Origin of the sequence: Ornithinimicrobium sufpigmenti (assembly GCF_004322775.1) — a bacterium.
Classification (GTDB): domain Bacteria; phylum Actinomycetota; class Actinomycetes; order Actinomycetales; family Dermatophilaceae; genus Ornithinicoccus; species Ornithinicoccus sufpigmenti.
The window spans coordinates 188,982-206,967 of sequence record NZ_CP036403.1 but is presented as its reverse complement, the minus strand read 5'-3'; the positions used below and the strand labels follow the sequence as shown (position 1 = coordinate 206,967).

The 17,986-nt window shown below is 70.3% G+C and carries 17 protein-coding genes; 9 read left to right on the top strand and 8 right to left on the bottom strand.

Going from position 1 to position 17,986, the window contains the following annotated elements:
• Positions 1 to 17 precede the first annotated feature (17 nt).
• On the bottom strand, positions 18 to 923 hold the full coding sequence (locus tag ESZ52_RS00965; protein WP_131103285.1) for a DUF5926 family protein: 906 nt from the start codon (positions 921 to 923) through the stop codon (positions 18 to 20).
• 37 nt (positions 924 to 960) lie between these two features.
• On the opposite strand from ESZ52_RS00965, the gene ESZ52_RS00960 reads away from it, so the two are divergent.
• From ESZ52_RS00960 to lgt, 3 genes are all read left to right on the top strand, one after another.
• Positions 961 to 2,025: an enoyl-CoA hydratase/isomerase family protein gene (locus ESZ52_RS00960; protein WP_131103284.1), complete on the top strand. Its 1,065-nt coding sequence runs from the start codon at positions 961 to 963 to the stop codon at positions 2,023 to 2,025.
• Between the two features lie 50 nt (positions 2,026 to 2,075).
• Complete coding sequence (locus tag ESZ52_RS00955; RefSeq protein WP_131103283.1) at positions 2,076 to 3,149, top strand: IS630 family transposase; 1,074 nt, start codon at positions 2,076 to 2,078, stop codon at positions 3,147 to 3,149.
• A gap of 309 nt (positions 3,150 to 3,458) precedes the next feature.
• Positions 3,459 to 4,412, top strand: coding sequence for a prolipoprotein diacylglyceryl transferase (gene lgt, locus ESZ52_RS00950; protein ID WP_238154663.1), 954 nt, complete (start codon positions 3,459 to 3,461; stop codon positions 4,410 to 4,412).
• Positions 4,413 to 4,478: 66 nt separating this feature from the next.
• Here the strand turns inward: lgt and ESZ52_RS00945 are convergent, their stop codons facing one another.
• The 5 genes from ESZ52_RS00945 to ESZ52_RS00925 all read right to left on the bottom strand — a co-directional run bounded on the left by ESZ52_RS00945 (position 4,479) and on the right by ESZ52_RS00925 (position 10,343).
• Positions 4,479 to 5,984, bottom strand: coding sequence for a UDP-N-acetylmuramoyl-L-alanyl-D-glutamate--2,6-diaminopimelate ligase (locus tag ESZ52_RS00945; RefSeq protein ID WP_131103282.1), 1,506 nt, complete (start codon positions 5,982 to 5,984; stop codon positions 4,479 to 4,481).
• A gap of 155 nt (positions 5,985 to 6,139) precedes the next feature.
• Positions 6,140 to 6,988 (bottom strand): carbohydrate ABC transporter permease, encoded by an 849-nt coding sequence (locus ESZ52_RS00940; RefSeq protein ID WP_131106346.1) that lies wholly within the window; start codon positions 6,986 to 6,988, stop codon positions 6,140 to 6,142.
• Between the two features lie 74 nt (positions 6,989 to 7,062).
• Positions 7,063 to 8,268: a carbohydrate ABC transporter permease gene (locus ESZ52_RS00935; RefSeq protein WP_238154664.1), complete on the bottom strand. Its 1,206-nt coding sequence runs from the start codon at positions 8,266 to 8,268 to the stop codon at positions 7,063 to 7,065.
• The gene (locus ESZ52_RS00930) at positions 8,265 to 9,653 is read right to left on the bottom strand and encodes an ABC transporter substrate-binding protein (protein WP_238154665.1); all 1,389 of its coding nucleotides are present in this window, start codon (positions 9,651 to 9,653) and stop codon (positions 8,265 to 8,267) included. Before ESZ52_RS00930 ends, ESZ52_RS00935 begins: the two co-directional genes overlap by 4 nt.
• A 141-nt stretch (positions 9,654 to 9,794) precedes the next feature.
• Entirely contained in the window at positions 9,795 to 10,343 is a 549-nt protein-coding gene (locus ESZ52_RS00925) for a SprT-like domain-containing protein (protein ID WP_131103281.1), read from the bottom strand.
• Between the two features lie 53 nt (positions 10,344 to 10,396).
• On the opposite strand from ESZ52_RS00925, the gene ESZ52_RS00920 reads away from it, so the two are divergent.
• Genes ESZ52_RS00920 through ESZ52_RS00910 form a run of 3 tightly spaced genes read left to right on the top strand, consistent with a single transcriptional unit; the run spans position 10,397 to position 13,132 of the window.
• Positions 10,397 to 10,783: a DUF6394 family protein gene (locus ESZ52_RS00920; RefSeq protein ID WP_131103280.1), complete on the top strand. Its 387-nt coding sequence runs from the start codon at positions 10,397 to 10,399 to the stop codon at positions 10,781 to 10,783.
• A gap of 18 nt (positions 10,784 to 10,801) precedes the next feature.
• On the top strand, positions 10,802 to 12,604 hold the full coding sequence (locus tag ESZ52_RS00915) for an NAD-binding protein (RefSeq protein ID WP_131103279.1): 1,803 nt from the start codon (positions 10,802 to 10,804) through the stop codon (positions 12,602 to 12,604).
• Positions 12,605 to 12,628: 24 nt separating this feature from the next.
• A complete protein-coding gene (locus tag ESZ52_RS00910; RefSeq protein WP_131103278.1) occupies positions 12,629 to 13,132 on the top strand; it encodes a DUF3806 domain-containing protein in 504 nt (167 codons plus the stop codon).
• Positions 13,133 to 13,203: 71 nt separating this feature from the next.
• Here ESZ52_RS00910 and ESZ52_RS00905 read toward each other — a convergent pair whose 3' ends face one another.
• Entirely contained in the window at positions 13,204 to 13,776 is a 573-nt protein-coding gene (locus tag ESZ52_RS00905) for an LURP-one-related/scramblase family protein (RefSeq protein ID WP_131103277.1), read from the bottom strand.
• A gap of 130 nt (positions 13,777 to 13,906) precedes the next feature.
• Here ESZ52_RS00905 and ESZ52_RS00900 point away from each other — a divergent pair, with 130 nt between their 5' ends.
• Both ESZ52_RS00900 and ESZ52_RS00895 read left to right on the top strand, forming a co-directional pair.
• Positions 13,907 to 14,140 carry a heavy-metal-associated domain-containing protein gene (locus ESZ52_RS00900; protein ID WP_131103276.1) on the top strand — a complete coding sequence of 78 codons (234 nt, stop codon included), beginning with the start codon at positions 13,907 to 13,909 and terminating at the stop codon, positions 14,138 to 14,140.
• A 63-nt stretch (positions 14,141 to 14,203) separates the two neighbouring features.
• Complete coding sequence (locus ESZ52_RS00895) at positions 14,204 to 16,267, top strand: heavy metal translocating P-type ATPase (RefSeq protein ID WP_131103275.1); 2,064 nt, start codon at positions 14,204 to 14,206, stop codon at positions 16,265 to 16,267.
• Positions 16,268 to 16,426: 159 nt separating this feature from the next.
• Here ESZ52_RS00895 and ESZ52_RS00890 read toward each other — a convergent pair whose 3' ends face one another.
• Entirely contained in the window at positions 16,427 to 17,260 is an 834-nt protein-coding gene (locus tag ESZ52_RS00890) for a DinB family protein (protein WP_131103274.1), read from the bottom strand.
• Positions 17,261 to 17,326: 66 nt separating this feature from the next.
• Here ESZ52_RS00890 and ESZ52_RS00885 point away from each other — a divergent pair, with 66 nt between their 5' ends.
• Positions 17,327 to 17,740 carry a YchJ family protein gene (locus ESZ52_RS00885; protein WP_131103273.1) on the top strand — a complete coding sequence of 138 codons (414 nt, stop codon included), beginning with the start codon at positions 17,327 to 17,329 and terminating at the stop codon, positions 17,738 to 17,740.
• Positions 17,741 to 17,986 lie beyond the last annotated feature (246 nt).

The following is a 17,986-nucleotide window of genomic DNA, read 5'->3' as shown; positions in this document are numbered from 1 at the left end:
CATACCCGCGTCTGAGGTCAGCGCAGGGTGACCTGGCGGGAGACCAGGCCGTTGCGAGCCCGACGCTCCTCGGCGGTCAGCTCGCCCTCCTGCTGCAGCGCCTTCTCGTAGCGCGCCTGCAGCTGCGCGAGCGCGTCGGCATGGGAGGCGGCCTCGCTCTGCGGGTCGACCTCCAGGACCGGGACCAGCAGCCCGCAGGCGCGGAAGGCACCGAGCAGGTCTGTGTCGTCACCCAGGGTGTGCTCGCCGGCGGCGGACAGGCGGGAGAGCGCCTCGAGTGCGGTGTCCTCGTCCTGCTCGAGGATCCACCGGATATAGCTGCGGCCGCTCATGTGGCACCAGAAGGCGGAGGGTGCACCCTCGACCCGGGCCATCGGCACGGCGGTGTCGTTCATCTCCTGCAGGGCCGCCTTCTGCTCCTCTGTGGCGTTCTCGCCGAGCCAGAAGCCGAAGTCGTCCTGCACCTGGACCTCGAGACGCTGCCCCTCGGGCAGCAGGTCCTGCAGCCGCGGGGTGTCGGCGCTCGCCGGGCGCACGGAGTTGATCGAGGTGCCCGGCTCGCTGGCCAGCGCGGTGAGGATCGCCTGGGCCACGTCGCGGGAGGCGTCACCGCTGGACGTGCGGGACTGCAGGGCCACCAGCACCTCGCCGGTATCGCGGTGCACGGCCGGCATCGCGGCGGGCAGCACGGACACGAGCGTGATCTCGCGCTCGCCCGCGGGGACGTCACGTCCGCCGACCTGCAACCCCTCGGGGATGACGACCTGCACGGTCGCGGTCGCCGCGGGGAGGATCTCGCGCATCGCCACCCAGTCGCTCTCGTCAGCCAGCCCCTCGAAGGGGCGGGCGACGAACGGTGCGCGCTGCGCCTTCTGCTCCGACGAACCCGTGGCCTGCCGCTTCTTGCGTGATGCCTTACCCATGCGGGGGAGTCTACGTGCGTCGTTAGAGTGGCTGGACATGAGCGAGGAACAGGTCAGGTGGACGCCCGCGGCCGGGCACGGGGACGAGGTTCTGTATGCGGTGGACGGTCCCCTCGGGCGGATCCGGCTGAACCGGCCCCGGGCCATCAACGCCCTCGACCAGGCCTCGGTCGACTCGCTGCGGCAGGTGCTCACCGACTGGGCGGCGGACGAGAGCGTGCGGGCCGTCCTCATCGAGGGGGCCGGCGAGCGCGGGCTGTGCGCGGGCGGCGACGTCCGGGCGCTGCGGGAGGCCGTCGTGGCGGGGGACGTGCAGCTGCCGGTCGACTACTGGGAGGCGGAGTATGCCGTCAACCAGCTGATCGCCGACTTCCCCAAGCCCTACATCGCCTGGATGGACGGCATCGTCATGGGCGGCGGGCTCGGGGTGTCCACGCACGGGTCAGTCCGCCTCGTCACCGAGCGCACCCAGCTGGCCATGCCCGAGGTCATCATCGGCTTCTTCCCCGACGTCGGGGTGCTGCACCTGCTGGCTCGGGCTCCTGGGCAGACCGGCACCCACCTCGCCCTCACCGGATCACCGGTGAGCGGCGCGGACGCGGTGCTGCTCGGGCTCGCGGACGCGCAGGTACCTCGCGACGCCCATGCCCGCCTGGTGGACGCGCTGCGCGAGGACCCGACGCTGGACGCCGCGGCGCTGACGCAGCTGGTGGGGGCGCTCGGCGGCGACGAGGCCGAGTCGTGGCTGCAGGCCCAACGGGGCTGGGTCGACGAGTGCTACGCCGGGGACGACGCCGCGGAGATCCTCGAGCGACTGCGCGCCCGGCCGGAGCCGGAGGCACGGGAGGCGGCGGAGACGATCGCGTCGCGGTCCCCGCACTCGGTCGCAGTGACCCTGGAGGCGCTCCGGCGGGCGGCATCCCTCGATCTGGCTGGGGTCCTGGCCCAGGACCTGTCGCTGGGTCCGGCCTTCGCCAGGCACCCCGACTTCGCCGAGGGGGTCCGCGCCCAGCTGGTCGACAAGGACCGCTCCCCGCGCTGGACGCACGCCTCCGTCGCCGACGTCCCCCGCGCCGAGGTCCTGACCGCCTTCGGCGACTAGTGCGGCGCGTCGTTAGTTCCTAAACGGTTGTTGGGCTGGGATCATGGAGTATGGCGAATCGACCTGCCCCGGCCCTGATGCTGCGCGAGGACGACCGAGATCAATTGGTGCGGTGGACCCGGTCGACGGCGACGCGTGCCGGGCTGGTGTTGCGTGCCCGGATCGTGCTGGCCGCGTCGGCCGGTGAGGCGAACGAGGCGATCGCGGACCGGTTGGGCACGAGCAGGACGACGGTGATCAAGTGGCGGGCCCGGTACCAGGACAAGGGACTGGACGGGCTGCTCGACGAACCACGGTCGGGCCGGCCCCGGCAGGTGGATCACCGTGACGTGGTCGCGGCCACGCTGACGCCGCCGCCCAAGAAGTTGGGGGTGACGCACTGGTCGACCCGGTTGCTGGCCAAGCACCTGGGGATCGGGGACGCGACCGTGGCGCGGGCCTGGCGCGAGTACGGGGTGCAACCGTGGCGGGTCGAGACGTTCAAGTTCTCCACCGACCCCGAGCTGGTGGCCAAGGTCACCGACGTGGTCGGTCTCTACCTGGAACCGCCGGAGAACGCGATCGTGCTCTGCGTGGACGAGAAGTCCCAGATCCAGGCGCTGGACCGGACCGCGCCCATGTTGCCGATGCAACCCGGCCTGCCCCAGCGGCGCACCCACGACTACAAGCGGCACGGGACGACCACGCTGTTCGCGGCGCTGGAGATCGCCACCGGCAAGGTCACCGGCGCCTGCAAGCCCCGGCACCGGCACCAGGAGTTCCTCGCGTTCCTCAAGCAGGTCGCCCGCGCCTACCCCGAAGGCGAGCTGCACCTGGTGATGGACAACTACGCCACCCACAAGAAGGCCGAGGTCCGGACCTGGCTGGACAAGAACCCACGCATCCACGTCCACCACACCCCAACCTCTGGCTCCTGGCTCAACCTGGTCGAGGTCTGGTTCTCCATCATCGAGCGCCAGGCCATCCACCGCGGCAGCTTCGGCTCCGTCAAGGACCTCAACGCCAAGATCCGCGCCTTCATAGACGGCTGGAACGACCGGTGCCACCCGTTCGTGTGGACCAAGACCGCCGACGAGATTCTCAAGAAAGCGAACCGTCAAGCAACTTCAAACGCGGGCCACTAGGTCACCGAACACGGGAAAAGGGCCCGACCGGACACGGGAAAGAGCCCGACCGAACACGGGAAGGAGCCCGACCGGACACGGGAACACCGTCTACACGAGATCGCCCCGCGCCTCTGACCTCGCGAGCAGGATCAGCAGTCGGGATGACGTGTCCGGTCGCACCTTCTCACGTGTTCTGAAAAGCCTTCTCCCGTGTTCTGAAAAGCCTTCTCGCGTGTTCTGTCGGGCCTTTTGGCGTGTTCTGTCGGGGAGATGGTGGGCCCCTGCCATGCCCCTGCCGTGCCCAGACGCACCGGCTAGGGTCGAGGCGTGCTGCTGCTGACCTACCTGGCCCACCTCGTGACCGACCCCGGGTCGGGGCTCATGACCGATCCCGGCGTGCTCGCCGCCTCCGGAGAGCCGCTGCAGTGGGACGAGCTGGGGCTGCGGCAGGGAATCGAGCTCGGACCGCTCACGCTCAGGTTCTACTCCCTGGCCTACCTGGTCGGGATCCTCGGCGGCTACTGGCTGCTGACCCGGATGATCCGCCGCCCCGGGTCGCCGATGGACCGGGACCAGCTCGACACCCTCATCCTCGGCGTCATCATCGGCATCATCGCCGGCGGCCGCCTGGGCTATGCGCTCTTCTACAACCCCAGCCTGCTCACCTCGCTGAACCTGCTCAAGGTCTGGGAGGGCGGGATGAGCTTCCACGGCGGGCTCATCGGCGTGCTGCTCGCCGTCGGCTGGGTGGCCTGGCGGCACCGGCTCAACGTGCTGCGGGTGACCGACTACGTCGCCACCGTGGTGCCGCTGGGCATGCTGCTGGGCCGGCTGGCCAACTTCGTCAACGGGGAGCTGTGGGGTCGCCCGGGCGACGTGCCCTGGGCCATGGTCTTCCCGGCCGCCGACGATCAGGCCCGGCACCCGAGCCAGCTCTACCAGGCCATCGGCGAGGGACTCATCCCCCTGCTGGTCCTGAGCTGGCTGTTCTGGCGGACCGGGGCCCGGCTGCGGCCCGGCCTGCTGGCGGGCGTCTTCGCGCTCACGCTCGGACTGGCACGGTTCGTCGTCGAGTTCTTCCGCGAGCCCGACTCCCAGCTGACCTGGCTGGTCGAGACGACCGGGCTGTCGATGGGCCAGTGGCTGACCGTGCCGCTCATCCTGCTCGGCGTCGGCCTGCTGTGGTGGGCGCGTCGCCACCCGCCCGTCCCGGCGCTCGCCATGGAGCCGTCAGAGAGCGGGGCCTCGGGGCAGGAGAAGCCGGGCGCGACCACCGACTGACGAGCAGACCGTGTCGCCGGTCGGGGGCAGACCGTGTCGCCGGTCGGGGGCAGACCGTGTCGCCGGTCAGACGTCCTCGCCGCGGCGGGCGGCGAGCGCGCGGCGGGCCTCGTCGATCTCCACCCAGGGGATGAACTCGGTGCCGCGCTCCAGGGTCTGCTCCGGACCCTTGCCGGCCAGGACCACGGTGTCGTCAGGGCCGGCCTCACGCACGGCATACCGGATCGCTTCGGTGCGGTCCCCGATCGAGACGAAGTTGGCGTTGCCGGCCTCGCGGGCGCCGCGCTCCATCTCCTCCAGGATGTCCTGCAGCGGGGTCGTGCGGTGGTCCTCCTCGGTGAAGACCGCATGGTCGCCGTAGGTCGTCGCGACCCGGCCCAACGGCGCGCGCTTGGAGGGGTCGCGTTGCCCGCCGGCCGAGCCGATCACCACCCACAGCTGCCCGTCTGTGGTCACCCGCACCGTCTCCAGCGCCTTCTGCAGGCTCGGAGCGGTGTGCGCGAAGTCCACGATGACGCGCGGCTCCCCCGCCCCGCGCTCGACCATCTCCATCCGGCCGGCCACTCCCGGGAAGGTCGCCAGCGCGGCCACCAGGTCCTCGAGCCCTACACCGGCAGCGGCGACACCGGCCATGGCCGCCAGCGCGTTGGCCACGTTGAACCGCCCGATCATCGGCAGCGTCGCCTCGGCGCTGCCGTCCGGGCTGTGCACGGTGAAGGTCAGGGCGTGCGGCTCCTCCTGCACGTCGGTGGCCCGCCAGCCGGCCTGCCCACCCTCGGCGGAGTATGAGGTGTACGTCCCGCCGTCCTCCTCCGCCAGCGGGACCAGCCGCTCGAACCACGGCTGGTCGTCGACGTTGAGCACGCTGTGCCGGGCCCGCCGGACGAGCTTGGCCTTGTCGGCGAAGTACTGCTCCATCGTCCCGTGGAAGTCGAGGTGCTCGCCGGTGAGGTTGGTCCAGATCCCGATGTCGTAGGACACCCCACGGACCCGGTCCATCGCCAGCGCGTGACTGGAGGACTCGACGACGGCGTGCGTGGCCTGGTTGTTGACCATGTCGCGCAGGATCTGCTGCACCTGCGGCGCCTCGGGGGTGGTGAAGTGCGCGGGCGGCTGGCGCAGGACCCCGTCGGGCAGCTCGTAGCCGATCGTCGACAGCAGGCCGGTCCGGTGACCGGCCGTGCGCAGCAGGTGCAGGGCGATGGCGGAGGTGGTGGTCTTGCCGTCGGTGCCGGTCACGCCGAGCACGGTCAACCGGTCGCTGGGTCGCCCCGCCACCTCGGTGGCCGCGTCGGCGAGTGCCGCGCGCGCGTCAGGCACGATGAGATAGGGGACGTTGCAGATCGTGTTGGCCGGCAGGCCCTCGCCGATGACCGCCACGGCACCGCGCTCGATGGCGTCGCTGATGAAGCCGTGCCCGTCGAAGTGGGCCCCCCGGATGGCGACGAACGCCTGGCCCGGACGGATCCAGTTGGCCTGGTGGCTGACCCCGGTGACCAGCACGCCGCTGGGGTGACTCGGGGTGTCGACCAGCTCTGCATCGAGGGCGGCGACAAGGTCGAGGAGCTCCATGGCCCCACCCTAGTCAGCGGCGGGGCAGAACGTGCCTCTGCCTCCGGCCCCCGGTGACGTCGTCCAGCCCGACCATCGGCCCCAGCGCACCGGCCCGGGCCTGCCGTGCGGGCAGGTCCGGGCCGGTGCGGTCACGGGGCGGGTCTGGAGCAGGACTACCCCTTCACGGCGCCGCTCGTCATGCCGCGGACCAGGAAGTTCTGGAGGGCGAAGAAGACGATCATCGGCACCACCATGGAGATGAACGCCCCGGCGGTGAGCAGCTCGGCGCCCTGGCCCTGGGTGCCCAGCAGCTGCTGCAGCTGGACGATCACCGTGGTGTTGTCCGGTGACAGGAACAGCTTGGCGATGAGCAGGTCGTTCCACACCCACAGGAACTGCAGGGTGGCGAAGGCCGCCATCGCCGGCATCGCCATCGGCGCCACCAGCCGCCAGAAGATCTGGAAGTTGGTGCACCCGTCGATGCGGGCCGACTCGACGATGCTGAACGGCAGCGAGGCCATGTAGTTGCGCAGCACGTAGATGCACAACGGCATACCGAAACCGGTGTGCAGCAGCCAGACCGCGAGGTACTCGCCCGAGATGCCGAGGCCGCGCGGCCCGAACAGGTCCAGCAGCGGCTGGAAGGCCACGTGGATCGGCACCACCATCACCGCGACGATGACGATGAACAGCGTCTCCTTGAACCGGAACTGCAGGAAGGTGAACGCGTAGGCCGCGAAGGCCGCGAACATGATCGGGATGATCGTGGCCGGGATGGCCACCGCCAGCCCGTTGATCAACGCGGTCCCCATGTTGGCCTGCTCGAAGACGGCGGCGTAGTTGTCCAGCGTCCACGAGGTGCCGAAGGGGTTGATGATCGCGTCCCACCAGCCACTGGACAGGGCGTCGTCACGGCTGCGGAAGCTGGTGACCAGCAGACCGACGGTCGGCAGGGTCCACAGCAGGGCCAGCAGGAACATGGTCACCATCGAGAACGGGCTGCGGCGGCGCCCGTCCTTCATCCGCTTCTGCGTCTTGGTCCTGGTCGCTGGCCTCGACGTGGGATCCGATGTCTCCGATGTCGTGGTGTGGGCGCTCATCGCATGGCCTCCTGCTTCCGGAAGTCCCTGACCTGGTAGATCAGGATCGGGATGACCGCCACGAGGAGGACCACGATGAGCGCGGTCGCCCGGCCGGCGTTCTGGTTGGTGAACAGCTCGCGGAAGAACATGTTCGCGATGACATCGGTGTCGTTGCGGCCGTTGGTCAGCACGTAGACGATGTCGAAAACCTTCATCACCAGGATGAGCACGGTGATGAAGACGGTGACGATGGTGCCCCAGATCTGCGGGATGACGACCTGCCAGAAGATCTGCAGCTCGGTGGCCCCGTCGATGCGCGCCGCCTCGATGGTGTCCTCGGGCACGTTCTTGATCGCCGAGGACAGCAGCACCATCGCGAACCCGGTCTGCAGCCAGATCAGGATCACCATCAGCAGCAGCGAGTTCAGCCGGCCGTCGGAGATGTCCAGCCAGGGCTGCGGGTCCATGCCCAGCACGTTGACCGCGAAGGCGTTGAGCACCGCGATCTGCGGCTCGCCCGGGGGACGGTAGCCGTAGATGGTGGTCAGCCAGATCGTCGAGGCGGCCACGAAGCTGATCGCCATCGGCAGGAAGATGAAGCTCTTGCTCCACTTCTCCCCCGCGGCAGAGAGCTTGTCGGCCAGGACCGCGACCGCGACGCCGATGGCGACGGTGACGGCCGGGACGATCGCGATCCACAGCAGGTTGTTGAAGATCGCCGACCAGAAGGCAGAACTCTCGAACAGCGCCTGGTAGTTGGCCCAGATCGGTTCGGCGTACTCGGTGCTGTCGCGGTTGGCGAAGCTGTAGTGGATCGTCTGGATGGTCGGGTAGAGCAGCATCAGCCCGATGAGGCTGAAGCCGGGCAGGAGGAAGGCGTAGGGCATCACGCCGTGCTCGAGCCGGCGCGGGAGCGCCTCGATCGCCAGGTTGAGGAACCAGAACAGCACCGCTGCCCCACCGACGCCGGCGATCAGGCCGAGCGCGGCCATCAGGATCTTGCTGTTGAAGAACCAGCCGGGGTACCAGGCGAAGGCCAGGAAGAGGTTACCGAGCGCCCAGACGGTGACCGCGATGCCGACCACGCCGATGAGCAGCTTGACCGGCTGCAGCCCGGCGTCCTTGGGCCCGGTCGAGGGGTTCTGCGTCTGGACGGGGCTGACGTCCGGGCTGTCTGGCACGTCCTCCCCGACCGGTGGGGTGGACTGGGACATGGTCATTGGTCATCACCCTCCTCACCGACGTCCGACTGGTCCTCGACGGCCTCCTCCGGCCACTGGTCCTCGATCATGTCGGTGACCTCCTGGGCGGTCCGGTCGCCGGCCTGGAACTCCACCATGCCGGTCCAGAAGGTGCCCGAGCCGACCTCGCGCGGCATGACGTCGGAGCCGTCGTAGCGGAAGACGTCGGCCTCGATGGCCATCTGGGCGATCCCGCGAGTGGTCTCATCGGGGTAGAGCGAGAGGTCGAAGGTGCTGTGCGGGCTCAGCCAGCCGCCGGCCTCGGCCCACGGGCCGCCGAACTCGGCGCTGGTGAGGAACTCCATCACCGCGATCGTGTCGGTGTCGTAGCTGAACGCCGCGGCCAGGTCGCCGCCGCCCAGGATCGGCTGGCCGTCGTAGCCCTCCTCGGCCCGCGGGAAGATGAAGGTGCCGACCTCCTCGTCGAGGTTCGCCTGGACGTCCTCGGGAAGGAAGCCGGTCGCGAAGTTGCCCTGGCGCATGAGGTAGCAGCCCGGGTCCTCCCGGAAGGCGGGGTTCATGGCGTCGCCGAAGGGGGTGTTGAGGATGCCCTGCGAGCCGCCCAGGACGTTGCCCTCCTTGTTGGCGAGCTCGCCGTAGGCCTCGAACGCCTGGACCACCTTCTCGTCGTTGAACGGCATCCGGTGGTAGATCCAGTCGTCGTAGACGTCCGGACCGTGCAGGCGCAGCATGTACTCCTCGATCCAGTCGGTGCCCACCCAGCCGGTGGCCTGGTCCGCCTGCCAGCCGATGCACCAGGGAGCTGCACCGGTGTCGGCCTGGATCTGGTCGGCCAGCTCCTGCAGCTCGGCCAGGGTCTCCGGCTCCATGTCCCAGCCGGCCTCCTCGGCGGCCTTCTTCGGGTACCAGACGACCGACTTCACCGCCATCCGCATCGGGGCGGCGTAGACCCGGCCCTGGTAACGGGCGGAGTCGAGGAAGCCGGGGATCAGCGAGGCGTCGAGGGCGTCGTAGTCGAGGAAGGCGTCGATCGGCACCACGTGGCCGGCGTCGGCCATGTTCATCACGCCACCGGGCTGGGGGAACAGGCCGATGTCGGGAGGGTCACCCGCGTTGACCCGCACCTGGACGGTGTTGGTGAAGTCCTGGTCGCTCACGTAGGTGATGTCGATCCCGCTCTCCTCCTGGAACTTCTCCAGCGAGGCCAGGAACTGTGCCTCCTCATCACCACCGAAGGCACCCATGATCGAGACGCTGCCGTCTCCCTCCTCCGGCTCACCGACACCGGCGGCCGCGGCATTGCCGCGACCGGCGTCAGGGTTCTGCAGACATCCAGTGAGGCTCAGTGCCGCCACCGCCGCGATCGCGGGGGGCGCAAGCCTTCTCCACCGTGAGTTCGCCACCTTTGGCTCCTTCCGCCGCGGGGTCGGTGGCCTGTCGCCGGGGGCGGGACAGGCATGCTGACACCGACACTCCTGGGGTGACGCTAGTACAGGAAGGTGCTCCAGATCACACTGAAGCGGATCACGCTTTGATCACGTTCATCATCGCCGGTCGGGGTCCTCCCGGGCCGGGCCGTCCTGGGCGCGCAGCTGGGCCATCACCCGCACCACCTGGGGGCCGAGCTCCCGCTCGGCCACGGTCCTCCCGTCGTGCGCCCACCGCAGCACCCGGTCGAGGGTCGGCACGCCTCGACAACGGGTGCACACCAGGACCCGGGTCGGCCGACGGTGCCGGTGGACCACGTGCCCCGCCACGCACCGGCCCTGCCACCGTCCGGGCACCACCGGCTCCTCGCCCACCGGGTAGCACCGGCGCCCGGTCGACCCGATCGCCAGGGCGCGGGCCCGCCATACCTCGTCGTGGCCGTGCTGGGGCCCGACCAGGGCGTGCGCGATCTCGTGCAGGAGCGTCTCGCGCACCTGCTCCTCGTCGTGCGCCCGGGTCAGGTGGGGACTGAGGGTGATCCTGCGGTCGTGGTGGTGGCAGGCTCCGGCCCGGACCCGAGCGCGGTCGAAGGCGAAGCCCCAACCGGTCAGCCCGTGCTCGCGCAGCAGGCGCTCGGCCAGCGCGGCGGCCCGGTGCAGCTCCATACCCGCCATGGTAGGAAACACCGCTGACGGACCAGCGGCGTTATGGTCGGGCTGTGAACCTAGAGAAGGTCGTCTTCGGCTTCTTCGTGCTCATGGCGGCGACGCTGAACTTCGGCTACGTCCTCGGGGACATGAGCGACCCCGACATGCACAACGCCTACGAGCTGTACGCCGCGGTGGTGGTGAACATCATCGCCACGATCCTCAAGTTCGGCGACCGCACACAGATCGGCGCCGTGCACCTGGCGACCAGCCTGGTGGCCAGCATCCAGCTCATCATCGCCACCCTGGTGTGGGTCTGGGCCAGCCACGTCGACCCCGCCGAGGTCACCGACGCCCACATGTCCAGCGTGGTCTCGATCGCTGCCGGCGCCCTGCTGGCCAACATCGTCTCGATCGTGCTGCTCGTCGTCGAGACCGTCTCCTACCGGCGCCGCTGAGGCGGACGGGCACGCTCGATGGCCAACCTGCTCCAGCTGCTCCGCCGGGGCGACCCTGCCCGGCCGCGGCCCGACTCCCTGCGCCGGACCCGGGTCGAGGTCCCCACGGAGCCGCCGACCACGGACGCTCTCTTCCTGGTGCTGCGTCAGATGCGCGCGCCGCTCGTCGTCGTGGTGGCCGTCTTCGCCCTCATGACCTTCGGCCTCTCGCTCATGCCCGGCACGGAGGAGAACCCGCAGCCGCTGTCGCTGTTCGAGAGCTTCTACGTGGTCAGCTACACGGGTCTGACCATCGGCTTCGGCGAGCTGCCCCACGCCTTCAGCACCCAGCAGCGGATGTGGGTCATGCTCACCATCTACTCCTCGGTGCTCGCCTGGACCTACTCGATCGCTGCCCTGCTCGCCCTGTCCCAGAACCGCACCTTCCGGCAGGCGCTCGCGCTGCAACGGTTCAGCCGCAAGCTCCGGGCGGTGCGGACCCCCTTCGTCCTGGTGGTCGGCTACGGTCGCGCGGGAGAGGCGGTCTGCCGGGCGCTGGAGGAGCAGGGGAGGGCCTTCGTGGTGCTGGACCAGGACGAGGAGCGCGTCCAGCAGCTGGCCCTCGACGGCTACCTCACCGACCACCCTGGCCTGGTGGGCAGCGGGCGCGACCCGCGGATGCTCGGGCTGGCAGGGCTGGGGCGTGACCAGTGCGAGGCGGTGCTGGCCCTCACCGACAGCGACGAGACCAACCTGGCCGTGGTGATGGCGGTCAACCTGCTCCGGCCCGAGCTCATGGTCATCGCCCGGTCGGCCAACCGCGAGCACGCCCAGCAGATGCACGACTTCGCCGCTGACGTCGTCGTCAACCCCTTCGACCGGTATGGCGCCTACCTCGTCATGGCACTGCGGCGGCCGTTCAGCTTCCGGTTCGCGTCCTGGCTGATGAGCCGGCGCAGCGCGGAGCTGCCGCACCATCTGGAGCACCTCGCGGAAGGACGATGGGTGGTCTGCGCCGACGGCTCCTTCGGGGTCGAGGTGACCAGCGACCTGGAGAGCGCGGGGCTGGACGTGGTGCTCGTCGACCCCGCCCACGGCAAGCCGGACGTCTCCGGCGCGGTCGGCTTCGTCGCGGGGGCGGAGTCAGACATCGTCAACCTGGCGATGGCCGCGCACGCCCGGATCGAGAACGACGAGCTCTTCGTCGCGGTGCGGCAGAACTCCACCGTCAACGAGGCCCCGCTGGCCGCCTTCGACCCCGACTCGGTGTTCATCCCGACCGAGCTGCTGGCACGCGAGGCGGTGGCTCGGATCACCTCACCCCACTACTGGAGCTTCGTCGACCACGTGCTGCACGAGGACGACGACTGGTGCCGTCGGGTGATGGAGGAGATCGTCTCGGTGGTCGGGGCGGAGACGCCGGTCTCCGCCCGCATCGACATCGACGTCGCGCACGCCCCCGCTGCGGTGCGCTGGCTGCGCAGCGAGCAGCTGCTGGTCGGCGACGTGCTGCGCGACCCGGACGACCGCGAGGTGCGGCTCGCGGCATACCCGGCCGTGCTGGTCCGCGCCGGGCGACGCACCTTCACCCCGGACCTGCGGGCCCCCCTGCAGGAAGGGGACATCCTCCTGCTGCTGGGGCGGGAAGCTGACCTGGACCTGATCGCGTCCACGCTGTTCAACGACTCGGCGGTGGAGTATGTCGCCACCGGCCGCGAGGTGGCCACCGCCTGGATCTTCCGCCACCTGCAGCGCTGGAGCTGGTCACGCCGCGGTCGCCACAGCCGCCTGTCCGACGCCCCGGAGCACCGGCCACCCTTCCCGCCGCGGCCCCCGGTCTAGCGTCCATCGAACTACGCTGGGTGGATGAGCTTCCTCGACCGGGTCAAGCGGGCCGTGGCGACGCGGGAGACCACCGAGCCCGAGCCACGGCTGTCCACCCTGCCCGACCCCGGCGGCGAGCCGGTGAGCGACCTGCCCCTGACTCCTGAGTCGCGCCGGCTCGGCGAGGAGGAGAAGGCCCACATCGCCCGGGCCCTGGAGGAGCTGGCCGCCGAGGACGTCGACGTGGACGACCTGACCTCCATCAGTGCCGGGCTGGACCGCGCGCTCACGTCCTGGCTGGCCGACCGGAGCGCCGACCACGACGCGATCGTGCAGCGGTATGCCGTGGCGGTCGGTGAGCACCTGCACCGCCACACCGACCTGGCCTGGGAGGTCGTCACCGACGTCTTCGGCACCGACCTGGCCGTCGCCGCCGGTGACTTCGTCGTGGTGCCGAGCAACCTCGTCGCGGTCCGCTGGATGCGGCGCGAGCAGGGCTGGGTGCCCTCGGTCGTGGGGCACCTCGTCCGGGTGCGCAGCTGGTAGAGCGGCGCGCGCCCCGGCGGGCTCGCGATCAGCCCGTCCGTCGCCGATCGGACCGGCCTCGGGCGGGGTGGTCAGCCTGAGGACGCCGCGGCCGCACCGTCGTCCTTGGCCTTCATCAGGTCGATCGCGATGACCGTGCCCAGGATGATCTGCCGCAGCCGGGGGCTGGCGCCGGGGAGGAAGCTCACCGCATACCGCTGCCCGCCGAAGAGACTGGTGGTCAGCCCGGCCCATCGACGGGAGATCCGGGCCACCGGTTCGTTGCGGACCATGATCGAGTAGTCGTAGCCGAGGAAGGAGCCACGCACCTCGAGCGGGTCCCCGCCGTCGGAGGGGAGGAAGGAGACCTTCTTGGTGAAGAGGGTGAACTCCCGGCGCAGCGTCCCCAGCGGCTGGTCGGCCCCGTCGAGCACCTGGTAGGTGTCCCGGCTCATGAAGTTCATCACGTCCACGAGCCGCAGCACCTGTGTGCCGTCCGGCTCGGTGACCTCGAACTCCCGGTGACCGCCGAACATCCGCGCCATGGTGCTGCCCTGCGTGGTGATGCGGCCGACGACCTCGTCACCCTCGTGGATCTCGAAGTCGCTGCGGAAGAGTCGGGTGAGCTGGTCGATGACCAGAGCGTCGGCGTCGATGAGCCCCATGGGACTGTTCTACCAGCCTCGTGACCTCGCATGACAGGGACTTGACCTGCGTCAAGGAACCGTCTGCGCGATCTCCGTACGTTGTGAGCAACCCCCTTGAGAGGGGGACTGGACAACGAAGGGACAGACCATGAGCACCACCACCACCAAGAAGACCATCCTGCGTGCCGAGGGCTTCTCCTGCCCCAGCTGCGTGGCCAAGATCGAGAAGCAGGTCGGCCGCCTCGAGGGTGTGGAGTCCGTCACGGTGCACTTCGCCTCCTCCCGTGTCGAGGTCGCGCACGACCCGGTCCGGGTCACCGCCGACGACCTCGTCGCCGCTGTGGGCAAGGCCGGCTACCAGGCCACGCCCGCCGCCTTCTGACACGGCGGACCCTGCCAGCGGCTGCCGCCGCATACCTCACACGCTCCTGAGAGGAAAGAACACATGCACAAGGTCCAGTCGTGGCTGGTCGGCCGCTGGGCCGTCCCCGCGGTCTCGGGACTGCTGATCCTGGCCTCGGTCGCGGCCAGCCGTCTTGGGCAGAACCAGCTGTGGGGTGACCTCCTCATGGTCGCCGCCGCGGTCGTGGCCGGCACCCCCGTGGTGAAGAAGGCCGTCACGGCGCTCAGCGTCAGGGTGATCGGCATCGACCTGCTGGTCTCGGTCGCCGCCATCGGCGCGGTGATCATCGGTGAGTACTGGGAGGCGGCCGCCGTCACCTTCCTGTTCGCCATCGGGCACGCCCTCGAGGACGCGACCCTGAACAGGACCCGCTCGGCACTCGCCGAGCTGGTCGCGGTCGCCCCCGACGTGGCCGTGGTGCTGCGCGACGACGAGCAGGTCGAGGTCCCCGCCCACGAGGTGGGGTTCGGCGAGACCGTCCTGGTCAAGAACGGCGCCAAGGTGCCGGTGGACGGCAAGGTCACCGGCGGCACCGGCGCGCTCGACGAGGCTTCCATCACCGGCGAGTCCATCCCGGTGGAGAAGACGACCGGCGACCAGGTCTTCGCCGGCACCATCTCCACCGGGGGCTTCCTGCAGGTCGAGGCCACCGGCGTCGGCGCCGACACCACCCTGGCCCGGATCATCCACCGGGTCGAGGAGGCGCAGGACGCCAAGGCGCGGACGCAGAAGTTCATGGACCGCTTCTCCGGCTGGTACACCCCCGCGATCATCGCGCTCGCGGCCGTTGTCGGCCTGGTCACCCGGGACGTCGTCCTGGCCCTGACCCTGCTGGTCATCGCCTGCCCCGGCGCGCTGGTCATCTCCATCCCCGTCTCGATCGTCGCCGGCATCGGCCGCGGCGCCAAGGACGGCATCCTGATCAAGGGCGGCGAGTTCCTCGAGACCTCTGCCAAGATCGACGCCGTCGCGCTGGACAAGACCGGCACCCTGACCGAGGGTCGTCCGCAGCTGACCGACGTGGTCCTGCTTGACGGCGCCAATGCACTCGGTCCGGACCACCCGCCGGTCGACGAGGACGAGGTGCTGCGGTATGCCGCTCGCGCCGAGGCCGGGTCCGAGCACCCGCTGGCCCGCCCCATCCTGGAGGCCGCCGCACAGCGCGGTCTGCCGGTGATCGGCCTGCCGGAGCACACCGAGCCGGTCCCCGGCAAGGGCATCGTGGCCACCCTCGACGGTCACCGGGTGGCGGTCGGCAACCTGGCCCTGCTGCGGGCGGAGCAGGCCGAGCACGCCATGCAACCCGAGCAGGTCGAGGTCAGTGCGGACGCCGACGGGGCGGCGAAGGTCGTGGCCGAGCTGGCCGCGCAGGGTCGCACCCCCATGGTCGTCGCCTGCGACGGTCACGCGATCGGCGTGGTCGCCGTCGCCGACCAGATCCGCCGGGACGCCCCGGAGATGGTGCGCCGGCTGCACGCTGCCGGCGTCAGGAAGGTCGTCATGCTCACCGGCGACATCGAGCCGGTCGCCCGCGCGGTCGGTGGCCAGGTGGGCATCGACGAGGTCCGCGCCGGGCTCCTGCCCGAGGACAAGCTCGAGGCGGTCGAGGAGCTGCGTCAGCAGGGCTACACCGTGGCCATGGTCGGCGACGGCGTCAACGACGCCCCCGCGCTGGCCACTGCCGACATCGGCGTGGCGATGGGCGCCGCCGGCACCGGGGTCGCGATCGAGACCTCCGACATCGCGCTGATGCAGGACAACCTGCTCAAGCTGCCCGAGGCGGTCTCGCTCGCCAGGCGCACCGTGAACAACATGCGGCAGAACATCGTGATCGCCCTCGCCACCGTGGCGCTGCTGATGGTCGGTGTGCTGTTCGGCGGCGTGACCATGGCCGTCGGGATGCTCGTCCACGAGGCGTCCGTGCTCATCGTCATCGTCAACGCCATGCGCCTGCTGCGCCGCAGGGACGACCCGGCAGCTCGCGCCACCGGCGGGAGCCCGAGCACGCCGGTCGCCGACTCCGGCCCGGGCGCCCCGGTCATCGACTCCGACCCGAGCGCCGAGGTCACCAACGAGTCGCAGGGCCACGTCGCGCAGCCAACCTGACCTGTCTCCGGAGACAGACCGGGAAGGACAACGTCCTGCACCGCAGACGACGTCGCCGACGTCGCATGTGGTGCAGGACGTTGTCTGTCTGTGACGGTGGCGTCTCGATCGAGGTGTATCCCTCCATCTAGGACATACGCCAGATCGCGTGAGAAAACCTCATCGAGGCTCGTCCGCCTGAGCAAGCGCGTCCAGGTCGCGGACGGCATACCGATGGTGCTCCCACTCCTCCTCCAGGACGGTGCGCAGGCAGGACAGCACGGTCTCGGGGTATGCCGGATCGTGCGGGTTGCGTCGTCCCTCCGCCAGGAGGTCCGGGGTGAGACCGGCGATGAAGTCACGCACCATCCGCTGCCGGTCGGCACGCGCCTGCAGGACCTCGGTGACGGTGGGCGGGTCGGGTGAGAAGTCGGCGTCGTCGTAGGCACCGGAGCTGCTGCCGTCCGGGAGCCCGGCCGGGTGGTAGGGCCGGTCGCGCTCGAGGATCGCCCGGCCGAGCCAGGTGTCCGTCGCCATGACCAGGTGTCGCAGCGTCTGCGTGAAGGACCACTCGCCGTCGACCGAGGCCTCGACGCTGCCGGGCGGCATCGCCCTCGCCCGCTCGGTGGTGGCCGCCCAGGTCCGCTCCAGCGCCGACCAGGCCTGGGTGAGGCCGGCGGGCTCCTCGGCCACGCGCAGCTCACGCCCCGGGAAGCGCTCGTCGAGCACCGCGTCGATCAGCGGCACGACGTCGACGCCGTTGACCACGAGCCGGTTCCCGTCCTCCAGGAGCCAGGGTGAGTCGATCTCCATCCCGGCTACCTCACTGCCACGGATCACGACACCGCTCAGGTCGCAGTCGACGAAGCGGGACTCACGCAGGGTCCGATGAGTGAAGGTGCGGCCGGCGAGGCTCTCCGGCTGCCCCTGCTCCGGCTGTCCCTGCTCCGACTGTCCCTGCTCCGTGGGCTCCTGCTCCGACTCCTGCTGCTCTGGCTCATCGTGCTCGCCCATGACGGGCAGTCTGCCCGAGATCCAGGCCACGGTGGGTGCTTCCGACCGTCGGGCTACCGTGGCTCCATGGTCGGAGCCCTGGGTCAGGTGGTCGCCGGCGGACCCTGCCCGTGCGGCAGCGAGAGAGCGTATGCCGAGTGCTGCGGCCCCCTGCACCAGCAAGAGCGGCTCGCGGAGACCGCGAAGGAGCTGATGCGCTCGCGCTACGCCGCTTACGTGGTGCGCGACTTCGACCACCTGGTGCGGACCTGGCACCCGCGCACCCGCCCGGCCGACGTCGGCGCCGACGCCGGTATCACCTGGGACGGGCTCGTGATCGTCGATGCGCGCGCAGGCGGCCGGGACGACGCGGAGGGCGAGGTCGAGTTCAGGGCCCGCTACCGGCTGGACGGCCGCCGCGGCGTGCTGCACGAGCGCAGCCGGTTCGCCCGCAGGGCCGGGCGTTGGGTCTACGTCGACCGGGTCGAGGACGGCGCCTGAGCTGAGCGTCCTCGGGACCCGAGTCGCTGCCGGGCCACGGGGCGGGCGCCTGGTGCCACGCTGCGGGGGCACGTGCTGCCGCGCTGTCAGGGCGGGCGCCTGGTGCCGCGCTGCGGAGCGGGGCGCTCTGTGCAAGGAAACGTCTCCGGCGCAGGGGATATATCGTCTGCGGCAGACCGGTTTCCTTGCACAGGTGTTGGCGACGGCGGCCGCTGAGCTCGGCCACGGTGACGTAGGACTACTCCG